General features: G+C 64.2%; 14 protein-coding genes, 1 tRNA gene and 1 pseudogene. 7 read left to right on the top strand and 9 right to left on the bottom strand.

Features of this window, described 5'->3' with window-relative positions:
- The first annotated feature begins 141 nt into the window (after positions 1–141).
- Complete coding sequence (locus tag AAFN55_RS18750) at positions 142–1536, top strand: murein L,D-transpeptidase family protein (protein ID WP_347800491.1); 1395 nt, start codon at positions 142–144, stop codon at positions 1534–1536.
- Positions 1533–1775, top strand: coding sequence for a sulfurtransferase TusA family protein (locus tag AAFN55_RS18745; protein ID WP_347800490.1), 243 nt, complete (start codon positions 1533–1535; stop codon positions 1773–1775). The genes AAFN55_RS18750 and AAFN55_RS18745 overlap by 4 nt, the downstream gene beginning before the upstream one ends.
- A gap of 11 nt (positions 1776–1786) precedes the next feature.
- Here the strand turns inward: AAFN55_RS18745 and AAFN55_RS18740 are convergent, their stop codons facing one another.
- On the bottom strand, positions 1787–2899 hold the full coding sequence (locus AAFN55_RS18740) for a GTP-binding protein (RefSeq protein ID WP_347800489.1): 1113 nt from the start codon (positions 2897–2899) through the stop codon (positions 1787–1789).
- Positions 2900–2904: 5 nt separating this feature from the next.
- Positions 2905–3948: a D-alanyl-D-alanine carboxypeptidase family protein gene (locus AAFN55_RS18735; protein WP_347800488.1), complete on the bottom strand. Its 1044-nt coding sequence runs from the start codon at positions 3946–3948 to the stop codon at positions 2905–2907.
- Between the two features lie 263 nt (positions 3949–4211).
- On the opposite strand from AAFN55_RS18735, the gene AAFN55_RS18730 reads away from it, so the two are divergent.
- The 3 genes from AAFN55_RS18730 to AAFN55_RS18720 all read left to right on the top strand — a co-directional run bounded on the left by AAFN55_RS18730 (position 4212) and on the right by AAFN55_RS18720 (position 7777).
- A complete protein-coding gene (locus AAFN55_RS18730) occupies positions 4212–5375 on the top strand; it encodes a M20 aminoacylase family protein (RefSeq protein ID WP_347800487.1) in 1164 nt (387 codons plus the stop codon).
- Between the two features lie 81 nt (positions 5376–5456).
- Positions 5457–5533: transfer RNA gene (locus AAFN55_RS18725), tRNA-Arg, on the top strand.
- Between the two features lie 633 nt (positions 5534–6166).
- The gene (locus AAFN55_RS18720; protein WP_347800486.1) at positions 6167–7777 is read left to right on the top strand and encodes a methyl-accepting chemotaxis protein; all 1611 of its coding nucleotides are present in this window, start codon (positions 6167–6169) and stop codon (positions 7775–7777) included.
- A gap of 250 nt (positions 7778–8027) precedes the next feature.
- Here AAFN55_RS18720 and AAFN55_RS18715 read toward each other — a convergent pair whose 3' ends face one another.
- Both AAFN55_RS18715 and AAFN55_RS18710 read right to left on the bottom strand, forming a co-directional pair.
- On the bottom strand, positions 8028–8342 hold the full coding sequence (locus AAFN55_RS18715; RefSeq protein WP_347800485.1) for a hypothetical protein: 315 nt from the start codon (positions 8340–8342) through the stop codon (positions 8028–8030).
- A gap of 118 nt (positions 8343–8460) precedes the next feature.
- A pseudogene (locus tag AAFN55_RS18710) lies at positions 8461–8610 on the bottom strand (Fe3+/spermidine/putrescine ABC transporter ATP-binding protein); the annotation flags it as partial.
- A gap of 6 nt (positions 8611–8616) precedes the next feature.
- On the opposite strand from AAFN55_RS18710, the gene AAFN55_RS18705 reads away from it, so the two are divergent.
- Positions 8617–8751, top strand: coding sequence for a hypothetical protein (locus AAFN55_RS18705; RefSeq protein ID WP_347800484.1), 135 nt, complete (start codon positions 8617–8619; stop codon positions 8749–8751).
- Between the two features lie 34 nt (positions 8752–8785).
- Here AAFN55_RS18705 and AAFN55_RS18700 read toward each other — a convergent pair whose 3' ends face one another.
- The 5 genes from AAFN55_RS18700 to AAFN55_RS18680 form a co-directional block, all read right to left on the bottom strand.
- Positions 8786–10291 (bottom strand): tripartite tricarboxylate transporter permease, encoded by a 1506-nt coding sequence (locus AAFN55_RS18700; RefSeq protein ID WP_347800483.1) that lies wholly within the window; start codon positions 10289–10291, stop codon positions 8786–8788.
- Position 10292: 1 nt separating this feature from the next.
- Complete coding sequence (locus AAFN55_RS18695) at positions 10293–10775, bottom strand: tripartite tricarboxylate transporter TctB family protein (RefSeq protein ID WP_347800482.1); 483 nt, start codon at positions 10773–10775, stop codon at positions 10293–10295.
- Between the two features lie 73 nt (positions 10776–10848).
- Entirely contained in the window at positions 10849–11826 is a 978-nt protein-coding gene (locus tag AAFN55_RS18690; RefSeq protein ID WP_347800481.1) for a tripartite tricarboxylate transporter substrate-binding protein, read from the bottom strand.
- Positions 11827–12026: 200 nt separating this feature from the next.
- Entirely contained in the window at positions 12027–13385 is a 1359-nt protein-coding gene (locus AAFN55_RS18685; RefSeq protein WP_347800480.1) for a sigma-54 dependent transcriptional regulator, read from the bottom strand.
- On the bottom strand, positions 13382–15133 hold the full coding sequence (locus tag AAFN55_RS18680; RefSeq protein ID WP_347801045.1) for an ATP-binding protein: 1752 nt from the start codon (positions 15131–15133) through the stop codon (positions 13382–13384). The genes AAFN55_RS18685 and AAFN55_RS18680 overlap by 4 nt, the downstream gene beginning before the upstream one ends.
- Before the next feature lie 233 nt (positions 15134–15366).
- Between AAFN55_RS18680 and AAFN55_RS18675 the strand changes: the two genes are divergently transcribed.
- A complete protein-coding gene (locus AAFN55_RS18675; protein WP_347800479.1) occupies positions 15367–15915 on the top strand; it encodes an AAA family ATPase in 549 nt (182 codons plus the stop codon).
- The last annotated feature ends 6 nt before the right edge of the window (positions 15916–15921 follow it).

Here is a 15921-nt window from a genome sequence, read left to right as displayed (position 1 = left end):
TTTGCCGTGACGGCGCGGTGACGTACATTGCGGTAACGGATTTTCAAGGTTAACCGATTCAGTATCGGTGTCGGGATACACCGTTGCGGCGGACGAACGCGCGCTTCCGGTTTTTGGCATTCAGGGCAGAACGACGATCCAATGAAGACCAGCATCGCAAGCGCCGTTCTGTTGGTTGCAGGTCTCGCGCTGGCGGGCTGCAACGGGACGCTCGAGGAAATCGCGCCGACGACCACCGCCGGCCCCAAGGCCACCAAGCCGTTGCCGGAACAACTCGTGCAGTCGATGCGCGCCAAGGGCATGTCGACGACAGCGCCCATCATGCTCCGCATCTTCAAGGAAGAGGCGACGCTGGAGGTCTGGAAACAGAAGTCCTCCGGGCGCTACGACCTCGCGATCAGCTACGACATCTGCAAGTGGTCCGGCCGTCTCGGGCCGAAGTTCACGGAAGGCGATCGTCAGGCACCGGAAGGGTTTTACTCGGTCCGACCGCACCAGATGAACCCGCAGTCGAGCTACCATCTTGCGTTCAACATCGGCTTTCCCAACAGCTACGACCGCGCGAACGGCCGCACCGGGCAGCATCTGATGGTCCATGGCGCCTGCTCGTCGGCTGGCTGCTATTCGATGACCGACGGGCAGATCGAACAGATCTATGCGCTGGCGCGTGACGCGTTCGCCGGCGGACAGACCGAATTCCAGATCCAGGCTTTCCCGTTCCGCATGACGGCGGCCAATATGGCCCGCTACAAGGAGGACCGGAACTACGCGTTCTGGACCATGCTGAAGGAAGGCTACGACCACTTCGAGATCACCAAGGTCCCGCCCAAGGTCGATGTCTGCGAGAAGCGTTACGTCTTCAACCAGATGGCCGCGGACGGCAGCACGTTCTCGCCTTCGGCCGCATGCCCGGCGACGACGCAGCCGCAGTCGTTGCAGGTCGCATACAAGAGCTACCAGAACACCTACGATGCGGCATTCAAGGCGGCAAACGGTACGTTCAAGAAGCCGACCGCTCCGGCGCCTACCATCGCCGGGCTGGAAGAGGCAGCGCTCGTCGCCGATTGGTCGCGCCGACGCGCGCGGGGCGAGCGGGTGATGCGCGAGCCGCCGACGCTTGCCAAGCCCGAAATCCTGGTGGCCGAAAAGCCGGCCCCGCAGGTACTTGAGACGACTGTCGCCGTGGTGCCGACGCCAGCGCCGGCCGCACAGCAGGCCGCTCAGCAGCAGGCAGTCGCGCCGCAGGCGGTTCCGTCCAAACCGTCGATGCTGTCGCTCTTCCCCTTCCGCCGCGCGCCTGCGGATACTCAGCCCGTCGATGTTGCGCCGATGCCTGACGCGCCGGCCATTGCCACGGCGGCAGCGCCCGCTGCGCCACAGACTCCGGCGCCGCAAACCGCCGCGACACAGACCGCGCAGACACAGGCAGGCGCTGAGGCGGAGGTGATGCCGGCCGCGGCGGTGACGAATTCGCCACCCCCGGAAACCGGCGGCCTTGGCCTGCGCAAGCGCCTTACCGGCCTCTTCGGCGGATGATCCGCTTGGACGCCGTCGCGGTCTATGATCTGAGAGGGCTCAACTGTCCGCTGCCCGTCCTGCGCACGCGCAAGCGGCTGTCGACCATGCGTTCGGGCGTCATGCTCTGCGTCGAGACGACCGACCCTCTCGCCGTCATCGACATTCCGGCCTTTTGCCAGGAGGCGGGCCATCGCCTCATCGAAAGTTCAGCCGTGGAAGGTGGACACCGCTTCCTGATCGAGCGCGGCCAGCTCTGACGCCCTGATTGCTACGCCTTGTAGCCCGCGATGGCCAACGGGTTCTCTTCCATCGCCGCGCGATCCGGCGTGTCGATCGTGGGTGTGCTCGTGAATGCCGAGAACAACCGCCTCACATAATCTTCCGGCAGGTCGTAGGTGATCAGGACGATGCGGGTGCCGCGCGGCCCGTCCGGCCAGGAGGGCAGGCGTGCCGGCGGATGCATCAGCTTCTGCACGCCGTGAATCACGAGAGGGCGATCCGGGTCGTCCTCCAGTTCGATGACGCCTTTCATGCGCAGGAGTTTTTCACCCTGCGTCGAGCGCAGCAGGTCGAAGAACATCTCGATGGCGGAAAATGGCACCGGCCGATCATGCACAAGCGAGACCGACCTCACGCGATCGTCATGGGCGTGGTGGTGATCGTGCTCATGATCGTGGTCATGATGATGCGCATGATCATGATGATCATGCTGCCGGGCCTCGCCCAGCCAGCGTTGTACATCCGCCGTCTTCGTTTCCGGGTTGTAGACGCCACATTCGAAAAGGGCTGCGACGCCGGTCGTGCCATCGTCGGCTTCCAGCATGTCGGCGGAAGGGTTCAGCGTGCGCAGGCGTGTGCGCAACGCCGTCACGCCCTCGGCTTCGGCAAGGTCGGATTTCGCGATGACGATCCGGTCGGCGACGGCGATCTGGCGCACGGCTTCCGCATGGGCGTCGAGCGTCGCGCCGCCATTGACCGCATCCACCACGCAGATGACGCCGTCCAGCCGGAAGGCCTGCGACAAAGCAGGGTGGCCCATCACCGCGTGAAGTACGGGCACCGGGTCGGCGAGGCCGGTCGTCTCGATGACGATCCTCTTCAGCGGAGCGATCTTGCCCGTCTGCATGCGGTCGACGATGTCGGCAAGGGTATCGACCAGTTCGCCGCGAACGGTGCAGCAGATGCAGCCATCGGCCAGTTCGATGATGCCGTCCGTCGCTTTCTCGACCAGCAGATGATCGATGCCGACCTCACCATACTCGTTGATGATCACCGCGGTCGCTTCGAGCGCGGGGTCCTTGAGCAGGCGGTTGAGAAGCGTAGTCTTGCCCGCACCGAGAAAGCCGGTGAGGATCGAAACGGCGATCGGCTGATGGGTCACTGCGATCAGCCGCCTTCGGCCATCGCGCCAGGCGCATAATCGGGCCGGGGCGTCGGGATCGGGACATCGGCATAGCGCGGCGCGGGCGATTCAGGGCCTGTCGCGCCACCGAGCCCGACTGCGACAACCACCGGCTCGCGCGTCGGTTCCTTGATGTGGGGCGAGGTGTAGACCGGCTTGCCGGCCGGCCCGCGGGCCTCGGTCACCACCTTCCAGTGCTCTTCCGTGCAGATCGTCGAGCGCAAATTGATCGGTTGCGCGGCTTCGGTGCCGTTCGGACGAAGCTGGCCGAGGAAGGGCGCGGTGTCTCCTGACGTCTCAAAACCCTTGGCGAGCAGGTTGGCGGCCTTGTCCGCGCGGGCCTCGACCGTCGGTTCGCCGATCACGACGGCCATCAACGTGCGTCCGTTGCGCGTCGCGGACGCGATCAGGTTGAAGCCTGAAGGGCAGGTATAACCAGTCTTCATGCCGTTGGCGCCGTCGAATCGCATGATGAGGTCGTTGTGGTTCTCCATCAGCGACTCACCCGACTTGATCGCCTCGAGCGAATAATAACCGGCATATTGCGGGAACTCGTTGCGCAGCGCCATCGCCAGCACGGCGAGATCGCGGGCGGTCGTCATCTGCTCGTCGGCATGGAGGCCGTGCGCGTTGGCGAAGCGCGTGTTCGACATGCCGAGACGCTGCGCCTCGGCGTTCATCCGTTCCACGAAGGCCTGACGCGAGCCGCCAACGCTTTCGGCGACGGCCGTTGCGATGTCGTTGGCGGATTTCACCATCAGAATCTTGATGGCGTTGTCGACGGTGAGCACCGAGCCGGGCTTGAAGCCCATCTTGCTCGGCGGTTCCTTCGAGGCGCGTTCCGAAACCCGGATCGGCGATTCCATCGTGATCTCTCCGGCCTTGATGGCGCGGAAGGTGACGAAGGTCGTCATCAGCTTGGTGAGCGAGGCCGGATACCAGGGCGCGAACGCGTCCTCCTGCTCGAGCACCTTGCCGGTGCCGAGATCGACGAGCACGGATGGTCCTGCCTGGGACGCGCTCGCCATCAGCAGCGACGCCAGGGCCGTCGCAAGACCGCGTGTGATAATCTTCCGCCGTATCGTCAATTCAGAAATCGCCTCTTGCCGTGATCGCCCTGCGGTCAGTAAGGTCTTTCGTGACGGTGCCAGCCGCCGATCCAAGCCAAACAACGGGGCCCCGAACATCCGTTCCTGCTATTTAGCCTATGTGACGCCAAGATGGCAAAGCCGTCGAGGCAAGTTCACGTGATGGTTGATGCAGTCCGAGCCCAAGCCGAGGTCGTATCCACATGCCGATTATCAACCGCGTAGCTGAAATGCATGACGAAGTGACCGGATGGCGGCAGCATCTGCACACCATTCCCGAGTTGCTCTACGACGTGCACCAGACGTCGGCCTTCGTCGCCGAGAAGCTGCGTGCCTTCGGATGTGACGAGGTCGTGCCGGGCATCGGCCGCACCGGCGTCGTCGGCATCATCAAGGGCAATCTCGGTGCGGGGCCGACGATCGGCCTGCGCGCCGACATGGATGCCCTGCCGCTGACCGAGATCACCGGCAAGCCCTACGCGTCCCAGACCGCTGGAAGGATGCACGCCTGCGGACATGACGGCCATACGGCGATGCTCCTCGGTGCGGCGAAGTACCTGTCCGAGACCCGCAACTTCGCGGGCTCGGTCGCGGTCATCTTCCAGCCCGCCGAAGAAGGCGGCGCCGGCGGCAAGGCCATGGTCGATGACGGCATGATGGATCGCTTCGGGATTTCGCGCGTCTTCGGCATGCACAACATGCCCGGGCTTCCCGTTGGCCAGTTCGCGATCCGCCCAGGTCCGATCATGGCGGCGACCGCCGAGTTCACGATCACGATCAAGGGCAAGGGCGGCCACGCCGCCATGCCGCATGGAACCATCGACCCGATCGTCGCCGCCAGCCAGATGGTGCAGGCATTGCAGACGATCGCTGCCCGCACGATCGATCCGATCGATTCGATCGTCGTGTCGGTCACCAAGTTTCACGCAGGCGATGCCTACAACGTCATTCCGCAGGAAGCCAAGCTGGCCGGAACGATCCGCACCCTGCGCACCGAGGTCGGCGAAAAGGCGCGCGAGCGTATGCGGGCGATCTGCGAAGGCATCGCGGCTGCCAACGGCGCGAGCGTTCATGTCGACATCGACGTCAACTATCCCGTGACCTACAACAATCCCGACGAGGCGACCTTCGCAGCGGGCGTGGCTGTCGGCGTTGCCGGCGATCCGAACGTGCAGGCGGACGTCAACCCGGTCATGGGCGGCGAGGATTTCTCCTACATGCTCGAATCACGGCCGGGCGCCTTCATCTTCCTCGGCAATGGCGACACGGCCAACCTGCACAATCCCGCTTACGACTTCAATGACGAGGTGATCCCGCATGGCGTCTCATACTGGGTGAAGCTCGCCGAAACGGCGCTCGGACGTTAGTCGCGCTCGTCACGAAGATGATGGATCCGGGCGCCAAACCAGTTGGCGATCCGGATCGAAGCGGTTATATCGCTAGCGTGTGGTCCCGTAGCTCAGCAGGATAGAGCACCAGATTCCTAATCTGGGGGTCACTGGTTCGAATCCAGTCGGGATCACCATTCAAGCTAGCGCTTTAACGTCCGGTTTTCTGGGCATGATCAGCTTCATGGGGCCCCGTGGCGCCTCTGGCCTTAGGCTTTGCCGGCCGCCGCTATCCGTTTGGCGAGCCGTGACCATGCGACCGGTTTGTTGATGGCTGCATCATCCGGTAACGGCGCATGTTCTGATGCAATGTGAACGGGTGATAGCAAACTTGAGCCATCCAGCGGTTGCGCCTCGGCCGATCCTCACGATTGAATACGCTCCGGGGGGCGAGAACAGTTATGTGAGGGACACATGAAGTTCAGCATCATTTTGCCCGCTATCGGATTGGTCATGTTTGCGCTTTCTGCGTGCACCGATCCGGGTGGTGGAGAAGGAGCACCAGCCGACGGCATCACCGAGCAGCCTGCGGCTCCGCCTCCTGCCCAATAGTCCGGCATAACAAACAGCCCCGGCTCGCGCCGGGGTTGTTTTTTGGGCTGCCGGGGGCTGCTGTGCCGGTTCGGCTTAACCGGCTATTCACCGTTTCACTGTCTTGTAGCTTCTGAAGGCAAAGTCCCCCTGCGGGCCGCCACTGTGGCATGATGCCATGTGCCAGAGTCGACCATGCTCGACATTCTCCGGACACCACCCATCCTCTGGAAGCAGGCATGAACACCCACAGTCACGACATGGCCGCTCTGCACGAGCGCCTGGATTTCATCGGAATCGACAAGAGTGCGAAGGAGCGGCTTCGCGCCCTGCAGCCGGTGATCGCCGGGTCGATCGGCGATGCGCTGGACGATTTCTACGCCAAGGTGCAGGCGACGCCTCAGACAAGCCGCTTCTTCGCCAGCGATGGCCTGATGGGGTCGGCAAAGAAGCGTCAGCAATCGCATTGGGACCTGATCGCGGCTGCCGAATTCGATGAACGCTACGTTGCCGGCGTGTCCGCAGTCGGCAAGGCGCATGCCCGCCTCGGGCTTGAGCCCCGCTGGTATATCGGCGGCTATGCGTTGATCGTGGAAAAGCTGATCGGCGCCGTGATGGAGAAACGCTGGCCATCGCGGTTCGGCCGCCGCAAGACGGCGGGGCTCGCAGCCGAAATTTCGACTGTGGTGAAGGCGGCCATGCTCGACATGGATTACGCCATTTCCGTCTATCTGGACGAACTCGCCGAAGCGCGACGCCAGGCCGAGGAGGAAAAGGCCAAGGCGGAAACCGCGCAGCGCGCGGCGCTTGCGCTGCTTGGCGACGCCTTGAACGATCTTGCGGGCGGGAACATGGAGAGCCGCCTCAGCGCCGCCTTGCCGGAGGAGTTCGCCGAAATGGCGCGAAACTTCAATTCGGCGGTCGATGCGTTGCGCGCGGCGCTTGCGGAAGTGCATGGCACGTCGTCGTCGATCCTCGCAGGCGCGGAAGGCATTGCATCCGCATCCGACGATCTGTCGCGCCGCACCGAGCAGCAGGCTGCCAGCCTGGAGGAAAGCTCCGCTGCGTTGCACGAACTCGCGGAAAGCGTCCGGCACACCGCCGACAGCGCCGCCAAGGCGTCCGGCGTTGTGGCGTCGACGCAGGACGAGGCCAGCCAGTCCGAAAAGATCGTTTCCGAAGCCGTCACCGCCATGGGGAAGATCAAGGAATCGTCCCAGGAGATCGCGGCGATCATCGGCGTTATCGACGAGATCGCGTTCCAGACCAATCTCCTCGCTCTCAATGCAGGCGTCGAGGCGGCGCGTGCCGGCGAAGCAGGGCGCGGCTTCGCCGTTGTTGCGCAGGAAGTGCGCAGCCTCGCGCAGCGTTGCGCGAGTTCGGCCAAGGAGATCAAGGAATTGATCTCCGCCAGCGGCGGTCACGTCGAATCGGGCGTTTCGCTGGTGGGGGCGGCAGGCGAAGCGCTGGCGAGCATGATCGGGCGCATTCACGAAATCAATCATCTGATGACGGGTATCGCGTCTGCTGCGGCCGAGCAGTCGCAAGGCATCAGCGAGGTCAATACGGCCGTCAGCCAGATGGATCAGATCACCCAGAAGAACGCAGCGATGGTCGAAGAGACATCAGCCGAATCGCAGCGTCTCAAGGCCGAGGCGAATGAGCTCGGCGCAAAGCTGAGGCGTTTCCGGATTGGTGCTGTCAAGCATACAGCCCCCGACAGGGTCGCGAGGGCGTCACCGAAATCCGCGAGGCCGGCTGCGGCCTCCTTGCCGCGTGTCACGGGTGCAGGCGGTGTGGCGTTGGCGATCCGGTCCGAAGCTGCGGAAGAGGGCTGGGAAGAGTTTTAGACGCTGTCGCGCGTGGATTGTGGTCCCGAAAAAGAAAAACCCGCCGGGGGAGGAGGTCCGGCGGGTCAATCTGAAGCGCGACAAGGGAGGAGGTTCGCCGCGCCAGGGTGTCGGCTCTCTGGGAGGAGGTAGATCACCGACAGTCCAAAAATAGGCACTGCCTCTTGCGAATGCAAATGCAGAAGTTGCATAGCAGTCGTGCAAAAGTGGCTGCGCCATTCCGCCGCAAGCGTTATGCGGCGACTGTTCGCTAGCGGCGGCTGTTCGCGAACACGACCGCAGCGGTCACGACCAGGGCTGCCAGACCGATTGCGGCAACGGTGCGCTGCGGGTTGTCACGGATCGTATCTTCGATGTCATGAGCACGCTTGCGAATGACTGGCAAAGCCGAGACGACGCGATCGGCAAGGTCTCCATAAAGATCGGATGCCTCGTGGCTCGCGCCGCGATAGGCAGCCGCGCCGCGCTTGGACAGTGCGCGGCTGAGCGAAGCGACTTCCTTGCGCAGGGCTGCGATCTCGTCGTTCACGTCGAAACTGTCGGAATTGTTTGAAAATAGCGCCATGGCGAAAGCTCCTTTGAATTCGCTACCGCAACGGCTTCGCCCGACGTTGGTTCCGACCTGCGACAAGCTGCGCCCTGGCGTGCCGGGTTCGTCTTGAGACCACGATCGCCTTGTCCTGCTCTTCGACGATCTGCGCCTTGACGAAATTCATGCCGCCGAGAAAGTCCGCCACCTGGCGGTTCACCGGCCGCTGATAAACCTGCTTCGGCGTGTCGACCTGCGCGATCCGCCCGCCGAACATCACAGCGATACGCTCCGACATGGCGAGCAATATGTGAAGCTGATGAAGCGGGCGACGATCGTCGAGAGGCCCTTCGTCAAGCTGGCGCGTCTCGACAGCGAAGACCCGCTTTCGATCATCCGCCAGCGCGGCGTCGGCAAGGGGTGGCTCGAACGTTTCGAAGGCTGACCCGGCCAGCGCAAGTCCGGCCGGGCGACATGCATCAGTCTTCCTCGACGAACACCTCTTCGCGCTTCTTGCGCACCGAGGGAAGCAGCACGACGATGAGCACGATGACCGCCAGCGCGAGCAGCGTGGCGCTGATCGGCCGCGTGACGAAGACCATCGGGTCGCCTCGCGAGATGATCATCGCACGCCGCAGGTGCTCTTCCAGCATCGGGCCCAGCACGAAGCCGAGCAGCAGCGGGGCCGGTTCGCATCCGAAGCGGACGAGCGCGTAGCCCAGCGCTCCGAACAGCGCCAGCGTGTAGAGATCGTAGGGGTTTGAGTTGATCGAGTAGATGCCGATCGCCGCAAAGGCCATGATCGCCGGGAACAGCAGATAGTACGGGATCGTCAGGAGCTTCACCCAGAGCCCGATCAAAGGCAGGTTGAGCAGAACGAGCATCAGATTGCCCGCCCACATCGAGGCGATGATGCCCCAGAAGAGTTCCGGGTTCTGGTTGACGACGTTCGGGCCCGGCACGATGCCCTGGATGATCATCGCGCCGATCATCAGCGCCATGACCGGATTGGACGGGATGCCCAGCGTGAGCATCGGTATGAACGAGGTCTGCGCGCCGGCATTGTTTGCCGATTCCGGTCCCGCCACGCCTTCGATCGCGCCCTTGCCGAATTCCTCGGGCGTCTTGGAGAGCTTCTTCTCCATCGAATAGGATGCGAACGATGCCAGGATGGCGCCGCCGCCCGGCAGCACGCCGAGGATCGATCCGAGCGCCGTTCCGCGTACCACAGGTGCAGCCATGCGCCGGAAATCCTCGCGGCTCGGCCAGAGGTTGGTGACCTTCTTGACCATGACGTCGCGGTCGGTCTCGTTTTCGAGGTTCCGCAGGATTTCCGCGATGCCGAAGATGCCGACAGCGACGGCGACGAAGTTCAGTTCGTCGGCGAGCTGAGGGATGCCGAAGGTGAAACGCTGCGCGCCCGAATAGAGGTCGGAGCCGACGAGGCCAAACAGCAGACCCACCACGATCATCGCCGTCGCCTTGAGGATCGAGCCATGCGCAAGCGCCACGGCCGAGATCAGGCCCAGCACCATCAGCGAGAAGTATTCCGCCGAACCGAAATTGAGGGCGGCGGCAGCGAGTGGTGGCGCGAAGAGGGCCAGGATGACCGTCGCGACCGTTCCGGCGAAGAAGGATCCCAGCGCAGCGGTCGCAAGCGCTATGCCGGCGCGCCCCTTGCGGGCCATCTGGTATCCGTCGATCGCGGTGACGGCGGAGGACGACTCGCCGGGCAGGTTGATCAGGATGGCGGTGGTCGAGCCGCCATACTGCGCGCCGTAATAGATGCCGGCCAGCATGATCAGCGACGTGGCGGGGTCGAGACCGAGCGTGATGGGGAGCAGCATCGCGATCGTCGCGGTCGGCCCGATGCCCGGAAGCACGCCCACCAGCGTACCCAGAAGACAACCGAGGAAGCAGAAGGCGAGGTTGTGCGGCTGCAGGGCTACCGACAGGCCGAGGCCGAGATTGGCGATCAGGTCCATGTCAGCGCACTCCGAAGATGGACCGCGTCCACGGTTCGACCAACGGGCCGAAGAGGCGGAGCGGAAGGCCGAGGCCGAAATTGAAGACCACGACGCAGAAGATCGTCAGGCCGACAGACAGCGCGATGGCGGCCAGCAGGCCCATGCGGGTGCTGGCGAAGGATGTGATGAAAGTGGTGATGAGCAGGACAGGGGCCAGTCCGAGCGGACGAACGAGAAGGCCGAAAATGACCGGCACGCTCAGGAGCACGACGAGACCGCGCCAGGGAAGCGGTCCGCGCTCGACGTCGGCATGTCCGATCGATTTCACGAGGATCGCGAGGCCGAGGGCTATGAGGATCCCCGCGAGCATGATCGGGAAGAAGCCCGGGCCCATCCGGCGTGCCGTGCCGATTTCCAGCCCCGACAGCGTCATGAGACCGAAGCCGAGACCGATGGCGACGAAGACCGCGCCGGCGCCGAGGTCGCTCTTGTTGAAAGTCATACCTGTCCCCTTGCTGATAGAAAGCGGCGCGGCGACATCCATCGCCGCGCCTCCAGCCGATGTCTCGATCCGGTCAGTCGGCGTAGACGCCGGCGGAGTCGATCAGTGGCTTCCAGCGAGCGATCTCCCTTTCGAGCTTCGCCTTCAAGGCTTCGGGGGTGGCGTTTTCCTTCGGCTCGGGCAGGGTCGCCAGCGAGGCGAAACGCTCGACCACGTTCGGGTCTTCCAGGGCCACCTGGAGCGACTGGCTCAGGCGCTGGGTGACCTCGGCGGGCGTGCCTTTCGGCGCGTAGATGCCATGCCAGATGCCGAATTCCATGCTTGCGAGACCGGCTTCAGCCGCCGTCGGCAGGTCCGGCAGGGCTTCGAGGCGCTCGGGGCTGGTGGTCGCATAGGCCTTCACCGCGCCTGACGAAATCTGGCTGGTGGTGTTGGTCGTCTGGTCGCACATGAAATCGACCTGGCCGCCGAGAATGTCGGTCATGGCCGGACCTGTGCCCTGGTAGGGAACCGTCGTCACCTGGGTTTCGATCTCGCTCATGAACAACATGCCGCACAGATGCGACGCCGCGCCGATGCCGGCATTGGCGTAGGTCACGTCGTCGGCATTCGCCTTGATGTGCTCGATCAGGCCCTGAAGGTCGTCAGCGGGAAAATCCGGGCGTGCGATGATCGTCATCGGCACTTCGGTGACCAGGCCGACATATTCGAATGCGTTGAGCGCGTCGTAGGAGAGGTTGCGATAGAGCGAGGCGCTGGTGGCCATGCCGATATGGTGCAGAAGCAGCGTGTAGCCATCCGCTTCGGCTGCCGCGACGCGTGCCGCTCCGATGGTTCCGCCCGCGCCGCCGACATTCTCGACGATGACCTGCTGGCCGAGATCGCGGCTCATCGCCTCGGCGACGAGACGTGCGACCGTATCGGTCGGGCCGCCTGCCGCAAACGGCACGATGACGCTGATGGTCCGTTCGGGATAGGTCTGTGCGTTGGCAGCCTGGGCGAGGACCGTGCAAGCGACGGCAACGGACAGGGACGCGATAAGTCTCTTCATGAATTCCTCCTGGGATCTGAAGTCGGCGATGAACTCCTCCCATCGCCGATCTCTGGATCAAGACTAGCCAGCGCTCCAGCGGTAAATGCAACGATCTCCCGCGTGCAAATCCACGGCAATGACGGACTTCGGCGCTTGAATGGGTGGAAAGCGTAACATCGCGCCGATTGCATGTGTGGATTTCGACACATGCATGTCGTTCAGGCGCGCTCAGACGCGTCGTCGTCGTGGCGCCCGCCCCGATCCAGACCGTAGCGCTGCATCTTTTCGTAGAGGGTCTTGCGCGAAATCCCGAGGGTTTCATAGACCGGCTTGAGGACGCCGCCATGCGCTTCGATCGTTCCCGCGATCACGGAACGCTCGAACCGCGCGACACGATCGGCGAGGCGTTCGCCGGCCTCGTCGACCGGCTGTTCCAGCCCGTCTATGCCGAGCCCGAGAACGTAGCGGTCGGCCGCGTTGCGCAACTCGCGGACGTTGCCGGGCCAGTCGCGCCGCGCGATCTCGGCCACGACATGGGCGGGCGGGTCGACCGGATCGCGGCGATAGCGGCCCGCCGCTTCGCGGAAGAGTTGGAAAAACAGGATCGGAACGTCCTCGCGCCGGGCCGAGAGTGGCGGCATGCGCAGCGTCACCACGTTGAGCCGGTAGAGCAGATCGGCGCGGAAACGCCCGGCCGCGACCTCGCTTTCGAGATCGACCTTGCTGGTGGCGATGAAGCGTATGTCCAGCGGTATCGGTTCGTTGGAGCCTAAGCGCACGATGACGCGCTCCTGCACCACGCGAATGAGCCGTGCCTGCAGGTCGGGCGGCATCGACCCGATCTCGTCTAGAAGTACGGTGCCGCCACGCGCGTGCTCGAATTTTCCGAACCGGGCGCGTATCGCGCCGGGAAACGCGCCGGCCTCGTGGCCGAACAGCTCGCTCTCGATCAGATTGGCCGGGAGTGCGGCGCAGTTGATCGCGACGAAGGGGCGGTCGGCGCGGCCGCTGATGTCGTGGAGCGCGCGCGCGGCGACTTCCTTGCCCACGCCGGTGTCGCCGACGATCAGCACGTCGGCGTCCGTGCCGGCGACGGCACGCAACCGGTAGCGCAGGTCGATCATCGCCGGCGAGCGTCCCGGCAGCCGCGATTCCACGTCGTCGCGCTGGCCCGCGGCGGCGCGGAGCAAGCGGTTTTCAAGAACGAGCCCGCGCCGATCAACCGCGCGGGCCGCCACGTCGGACAAATGCTTGCCGGTGAAAGGCTTCTCGATGAAATCATAGGCGCCCTCGCGCATGGCGCGAACGGCAAGCTGGACATCGCCATGGCCGGTCACGAGGATGACGGGGACGTCCGCATCGATGTCGCGGACGCGGGCGAGCAAGGTCATGCCGTCCATTCCCGGCATGCGGATGTCGCTGACCACGACGCCGCGAAAGCCGGGCGTCACATAGTCGAGCACGGCTTCGGCGGCGACGAACTCGCGGACGTCGAACCCCGCAAGCTGCAAGGTCTGCGACGTCGAGCGCCTGATCTCCTCCTCGTCATCGACGAGGAGCACTGTTGCTGGCATCATTCGGCGGCCTCGTGAAGCACGGCGTCGGATGCGTCCAGGATGATTGTCACGATCGCTCCGCCCTCCGGATGCGCGTCGACCTTCAGGTCGCCGCCGAAATCCTTGACGATGTTGTAGGAGATCGAGAGCCCAAGGCCGAGGCCCTTGCCGACGCCCTTGGTGGAGAAGAATGGATCGAAGATGCGTTCGGCGATCGCCTGCGGTACGCCTGGCCCGCGATCGCGCACGCTGATGGCGACATGGGCGCCGTCGCGGCGCGCGATCAGATCGATCCGCCTGTCGGCAAGCCCCTCGACGGCGTCGGCCGCGTTGGTGATGATGTTCACCAGCACCTGTTGCAGGCGCACCGATCCGGCCTTGACCACGGGGGATGGGGATTCGAGATCGATCACGAGTTCGGCGCCGGCGGCCTTCAGCCGCCATGCCACGATCTCCAGCGTGTCGTCGAAGACATCCCGCAGCGGGACGCTGCCGAGCTTCTGGTTCGGCTTTCGTGCGAAATTGCGCAGATGCTTGCTGATCGAGGCCATGCGCTCGACCAATGAGGCGATGCGCCCGATATTGTCGCGCGCCTCGTCATGCCGGCCACGCTCCATCAGGATCGCGGCGTTGTCCGCATAGGCGCGGGCGGCCGCGAGCGGCTGGTTGAACTCATGGGAGAGCGCCGCCGACATCTGGCCGAGCGCTGCGAGCTTGCCGGCCTGGACGAGGTCGGACTGCGTCTTGCGAAGCACGTCCTCGGTGGCGCGGCGTTCGCTGACCTCCTCTTCGAGACGCCGGTTCACGGCGGCGAGGTCGGCGGTCCGTTCCTCGACCCGGCGCTCCAGCTCGACTTGTGCCTCCCGCTGGACCTGCAACCGTTCGGCAAGGCGGGCGCGGCGTTGCAGGAAGATCATCGCGCCCATCGCGCCCAGCCCGACCAGCAGCACCAGCGCGGTGATGGTCGTGAGCGCCTGCGCATGCGGGCTGGCCGTGTCGAGCAGGACCATGACCGTCCAGTCGGCTTCGGGCATCGCTTGGCTCATCGCGATGTATTCCTGCGCACCGTCCGCGCCGCGCACGGTCAGCAAATCGTGTCCGTCGGGTGTGGTCGAGCGCGTCACCGGCAGTTCGACGAGGTTGGCGTCTGCATAGCGGCGTGTCACGGCGGTTCGGGCGATGCGATCTTCCGTCAGAGGCTGGACAGCCGTGAACAGCCAGTCCTGCCGGCCGGACATGAAGATGATGCCCTCGGGATCGGTGACGATGATCTCGTAATCGCTGCCGCGCCATGACCGCTCGATGGCATCGATGTCGACCTTGAAGACGACCACACCCTCGATCACGCCATTGTTGCGGATCGGGGCGCCGAAATAGTAGCCGCGTTTCAGAGATGTCGTGCCGAGCGCGAAGAACCGTCCCTCTCCGCCGGTGATGGCATCCTGAAAATACGGCCGATAGCTGAAATTCTCGCCGACGAAGGAGGTCTGCTGGTCGTAGTTGGACGCCGCGATCGTGTTGCCGTCGGGCAGCATCACGTAGATGTCGGACGATTCCAGGAGGTCGTTGATCGCCTTGAGCTGCAGATTGGCTGTCTCGACAAGCACGGCATTGCCGGGGTCGGCCACGAGCGCCTCTATGTCTTCATCGTCGGCGATCAGTTTCGGAAGCGCCTCGTAGCGGGCAAGCTGCCCTTGCAACGCGGTCACCGCGAGCCCGAGCGTATTCTCGCCCCGCGCCGCCGCCTGATCGAGATAGAGGGCAGTCATGGCGCGCGAGCCGAAGCCGGCGATCAGCAGGCAGAGCAAAGCTGCCGCTGCGCCCAGCATGAAGGAATGTCGACGCCAAAGTCCGTTCACGCCTGCGCCATCCGACTTGCACTCCTCCGATCCTCATCCCGATCATAGCGCGGCGCGCGCGGGCGTGTCGAATGGGATGGGAAACCAGGCGTGGACGCGCGAGACCTGTGCTACATCACCGCGCGAACCAGCGGAGCTATGCGATGGCGCAAGTCATTTTTCTTCATGGTGCATCAAGCAGCGGAAAATCCACGCTCGCCAAGGCACTTCAGGCGCGTATCGAAAAGCCCTTCTGGCATATCTCGATCGATCATCTTCGTGACTCAGGCGTCCTTCCGACGGAGCGCTTCCGGAGCGGGGAGTTCGCCTGGGCCGATGCGAGACACGCCTTTTTCGATGGCTTCCACGCGTCCCTCGCTGCCTATGCAGACGCGGGCAATGACCTCATTCTCGAGCACATTCTGGATACGGACGGATGGCTGGAGATGCTGCGCAGGCTTCTCGAGCGGCACGATGTCTTCTTCGTCGCCGTGCATTGCCCGCTTGACGTGCTGATCGATCGCGAGACTCGGCGCGGCGACAGGCCGGCAGGCAGCGCACAGCGCGACTTCGAGACCATTCATGTCGGCAAGCTCTACGACCTCGAACTGGATGCCGGCGACGGCGTGGACACCAATGTCGACAGGCTCCTCGATGCGTGGCGATGCGCCAAACGCCCGTCGAGCTTTCAATCCCGGACGAAGGTCGACTAAACGCCG

Origin of the sequence: Mesorhizobium sp. CAU 1732 (assembly GCF_039888675.1) — a bacterium.
Classification (GTDB): domain Bacteria; phylum Pseudomonadota; class Alphaproteobacteria; order Rhizobiales; family Rhizobiaceae; genus Aerobium.
Note: the sequence above shows the minus strand (reverse complement) of the source record. Positions and strands in the feature narration are given on the sequence as shown.

What these genes read in the sequence shown, in the direction of transcription:
- AAFN55_RS18750 (WP_347800491.1), top strand. Translation starts at nt 142, where the DNA reads ATGAAGACCAGCATCGCAAGCGCCGTTCTGTTGGTTGCAGGTCTCGCG.
- AAFN55_RS18745 (WP_347800490.1), top strand. Translation starts at nt 1,533, where the DNA reads ATGATCCGCTTGGACGCCGTCGCGGTCTATGATCTGAGAGGGCTCAAC.
- AAFN55_RS18735 (WP_347800488.1), bottom strand. Translation starts at nt 3,948, where the DNA reads ATGGCGAGCGCGTCCCAGGCAGGACCATCCGTGCTCGTCGATCTCGGC.
- AAFN55_RS18730 (WP_347800487.1), top strand. Translation starts at nt 4,212, where the DNA reads ATGCCGATTATCAACCGCGTAGCTGAAATGCATGACGAAGTGACCGGA.
- AAFN55_RS18720 (WP_347800486.1), top strand. Translation starts at nt 6,167, where the DNA reads ATGAACACCCACAGTCACGACATGGCCGCTCTGCACGAGCGCCTGGAT.
- AAFN55_RS18715 (WP_347800485.1), bottom strand. Translation starts at nt 8,342, where the DNA reads ATGGCGCTATTTTCAAACAATTCCGACAGTTTCGACGTGAACGACGAG.
- AAFN55_RS18700 (WP_347800483.1), bottom strand. Translation starts at nt 10,291, where the DNA reads ATGGACCTGATCGCCAATCTCGGCCTCGGCCTGTCGGTAGCCCTGCAG.
- AAFN55_RS18695 (WP_347800482.1), bottom strand. Translation starts at nt 10,775, where the DNA reads ATGACTTTCAACAAGAGCGACCTCGGCGCCGGCGCGGTCTTCGTCGCC.
- AAFN55_RS18690 (WP_347800481.1), bottom strand. Translation starts at nt 11,826, where the DNA reads ATGAAGAGACTTATCGCGTCCCTGTCCGTTGCCGTCGCTTGCACGGTC.
- AAFN55_RS18685 (WP_347800480.1), bottom strand. Translation starts at nt 13,385, where the DNA reads ATGATGCCAGCAACAGTGCTCCTCGTCGATGACGAGGAGGAGATCAGG.
- AAFN55_RS18680 (WP_347801045.1), bottom strand. Translation starts at nt 15,133, where the DNA reads ATGACTGCCCTCTATCTCGATCAGGCGGCGGCGCGGGGCGAGAATACG.
- AAFN55_RS18675 (WP_347800479.1), top strand. Translation starts at nt 15,367, where the DNA reads ATGGCGCAAGTCATTTTTCTTCATGGTGCATCAAGCAGCGGAAAATCC.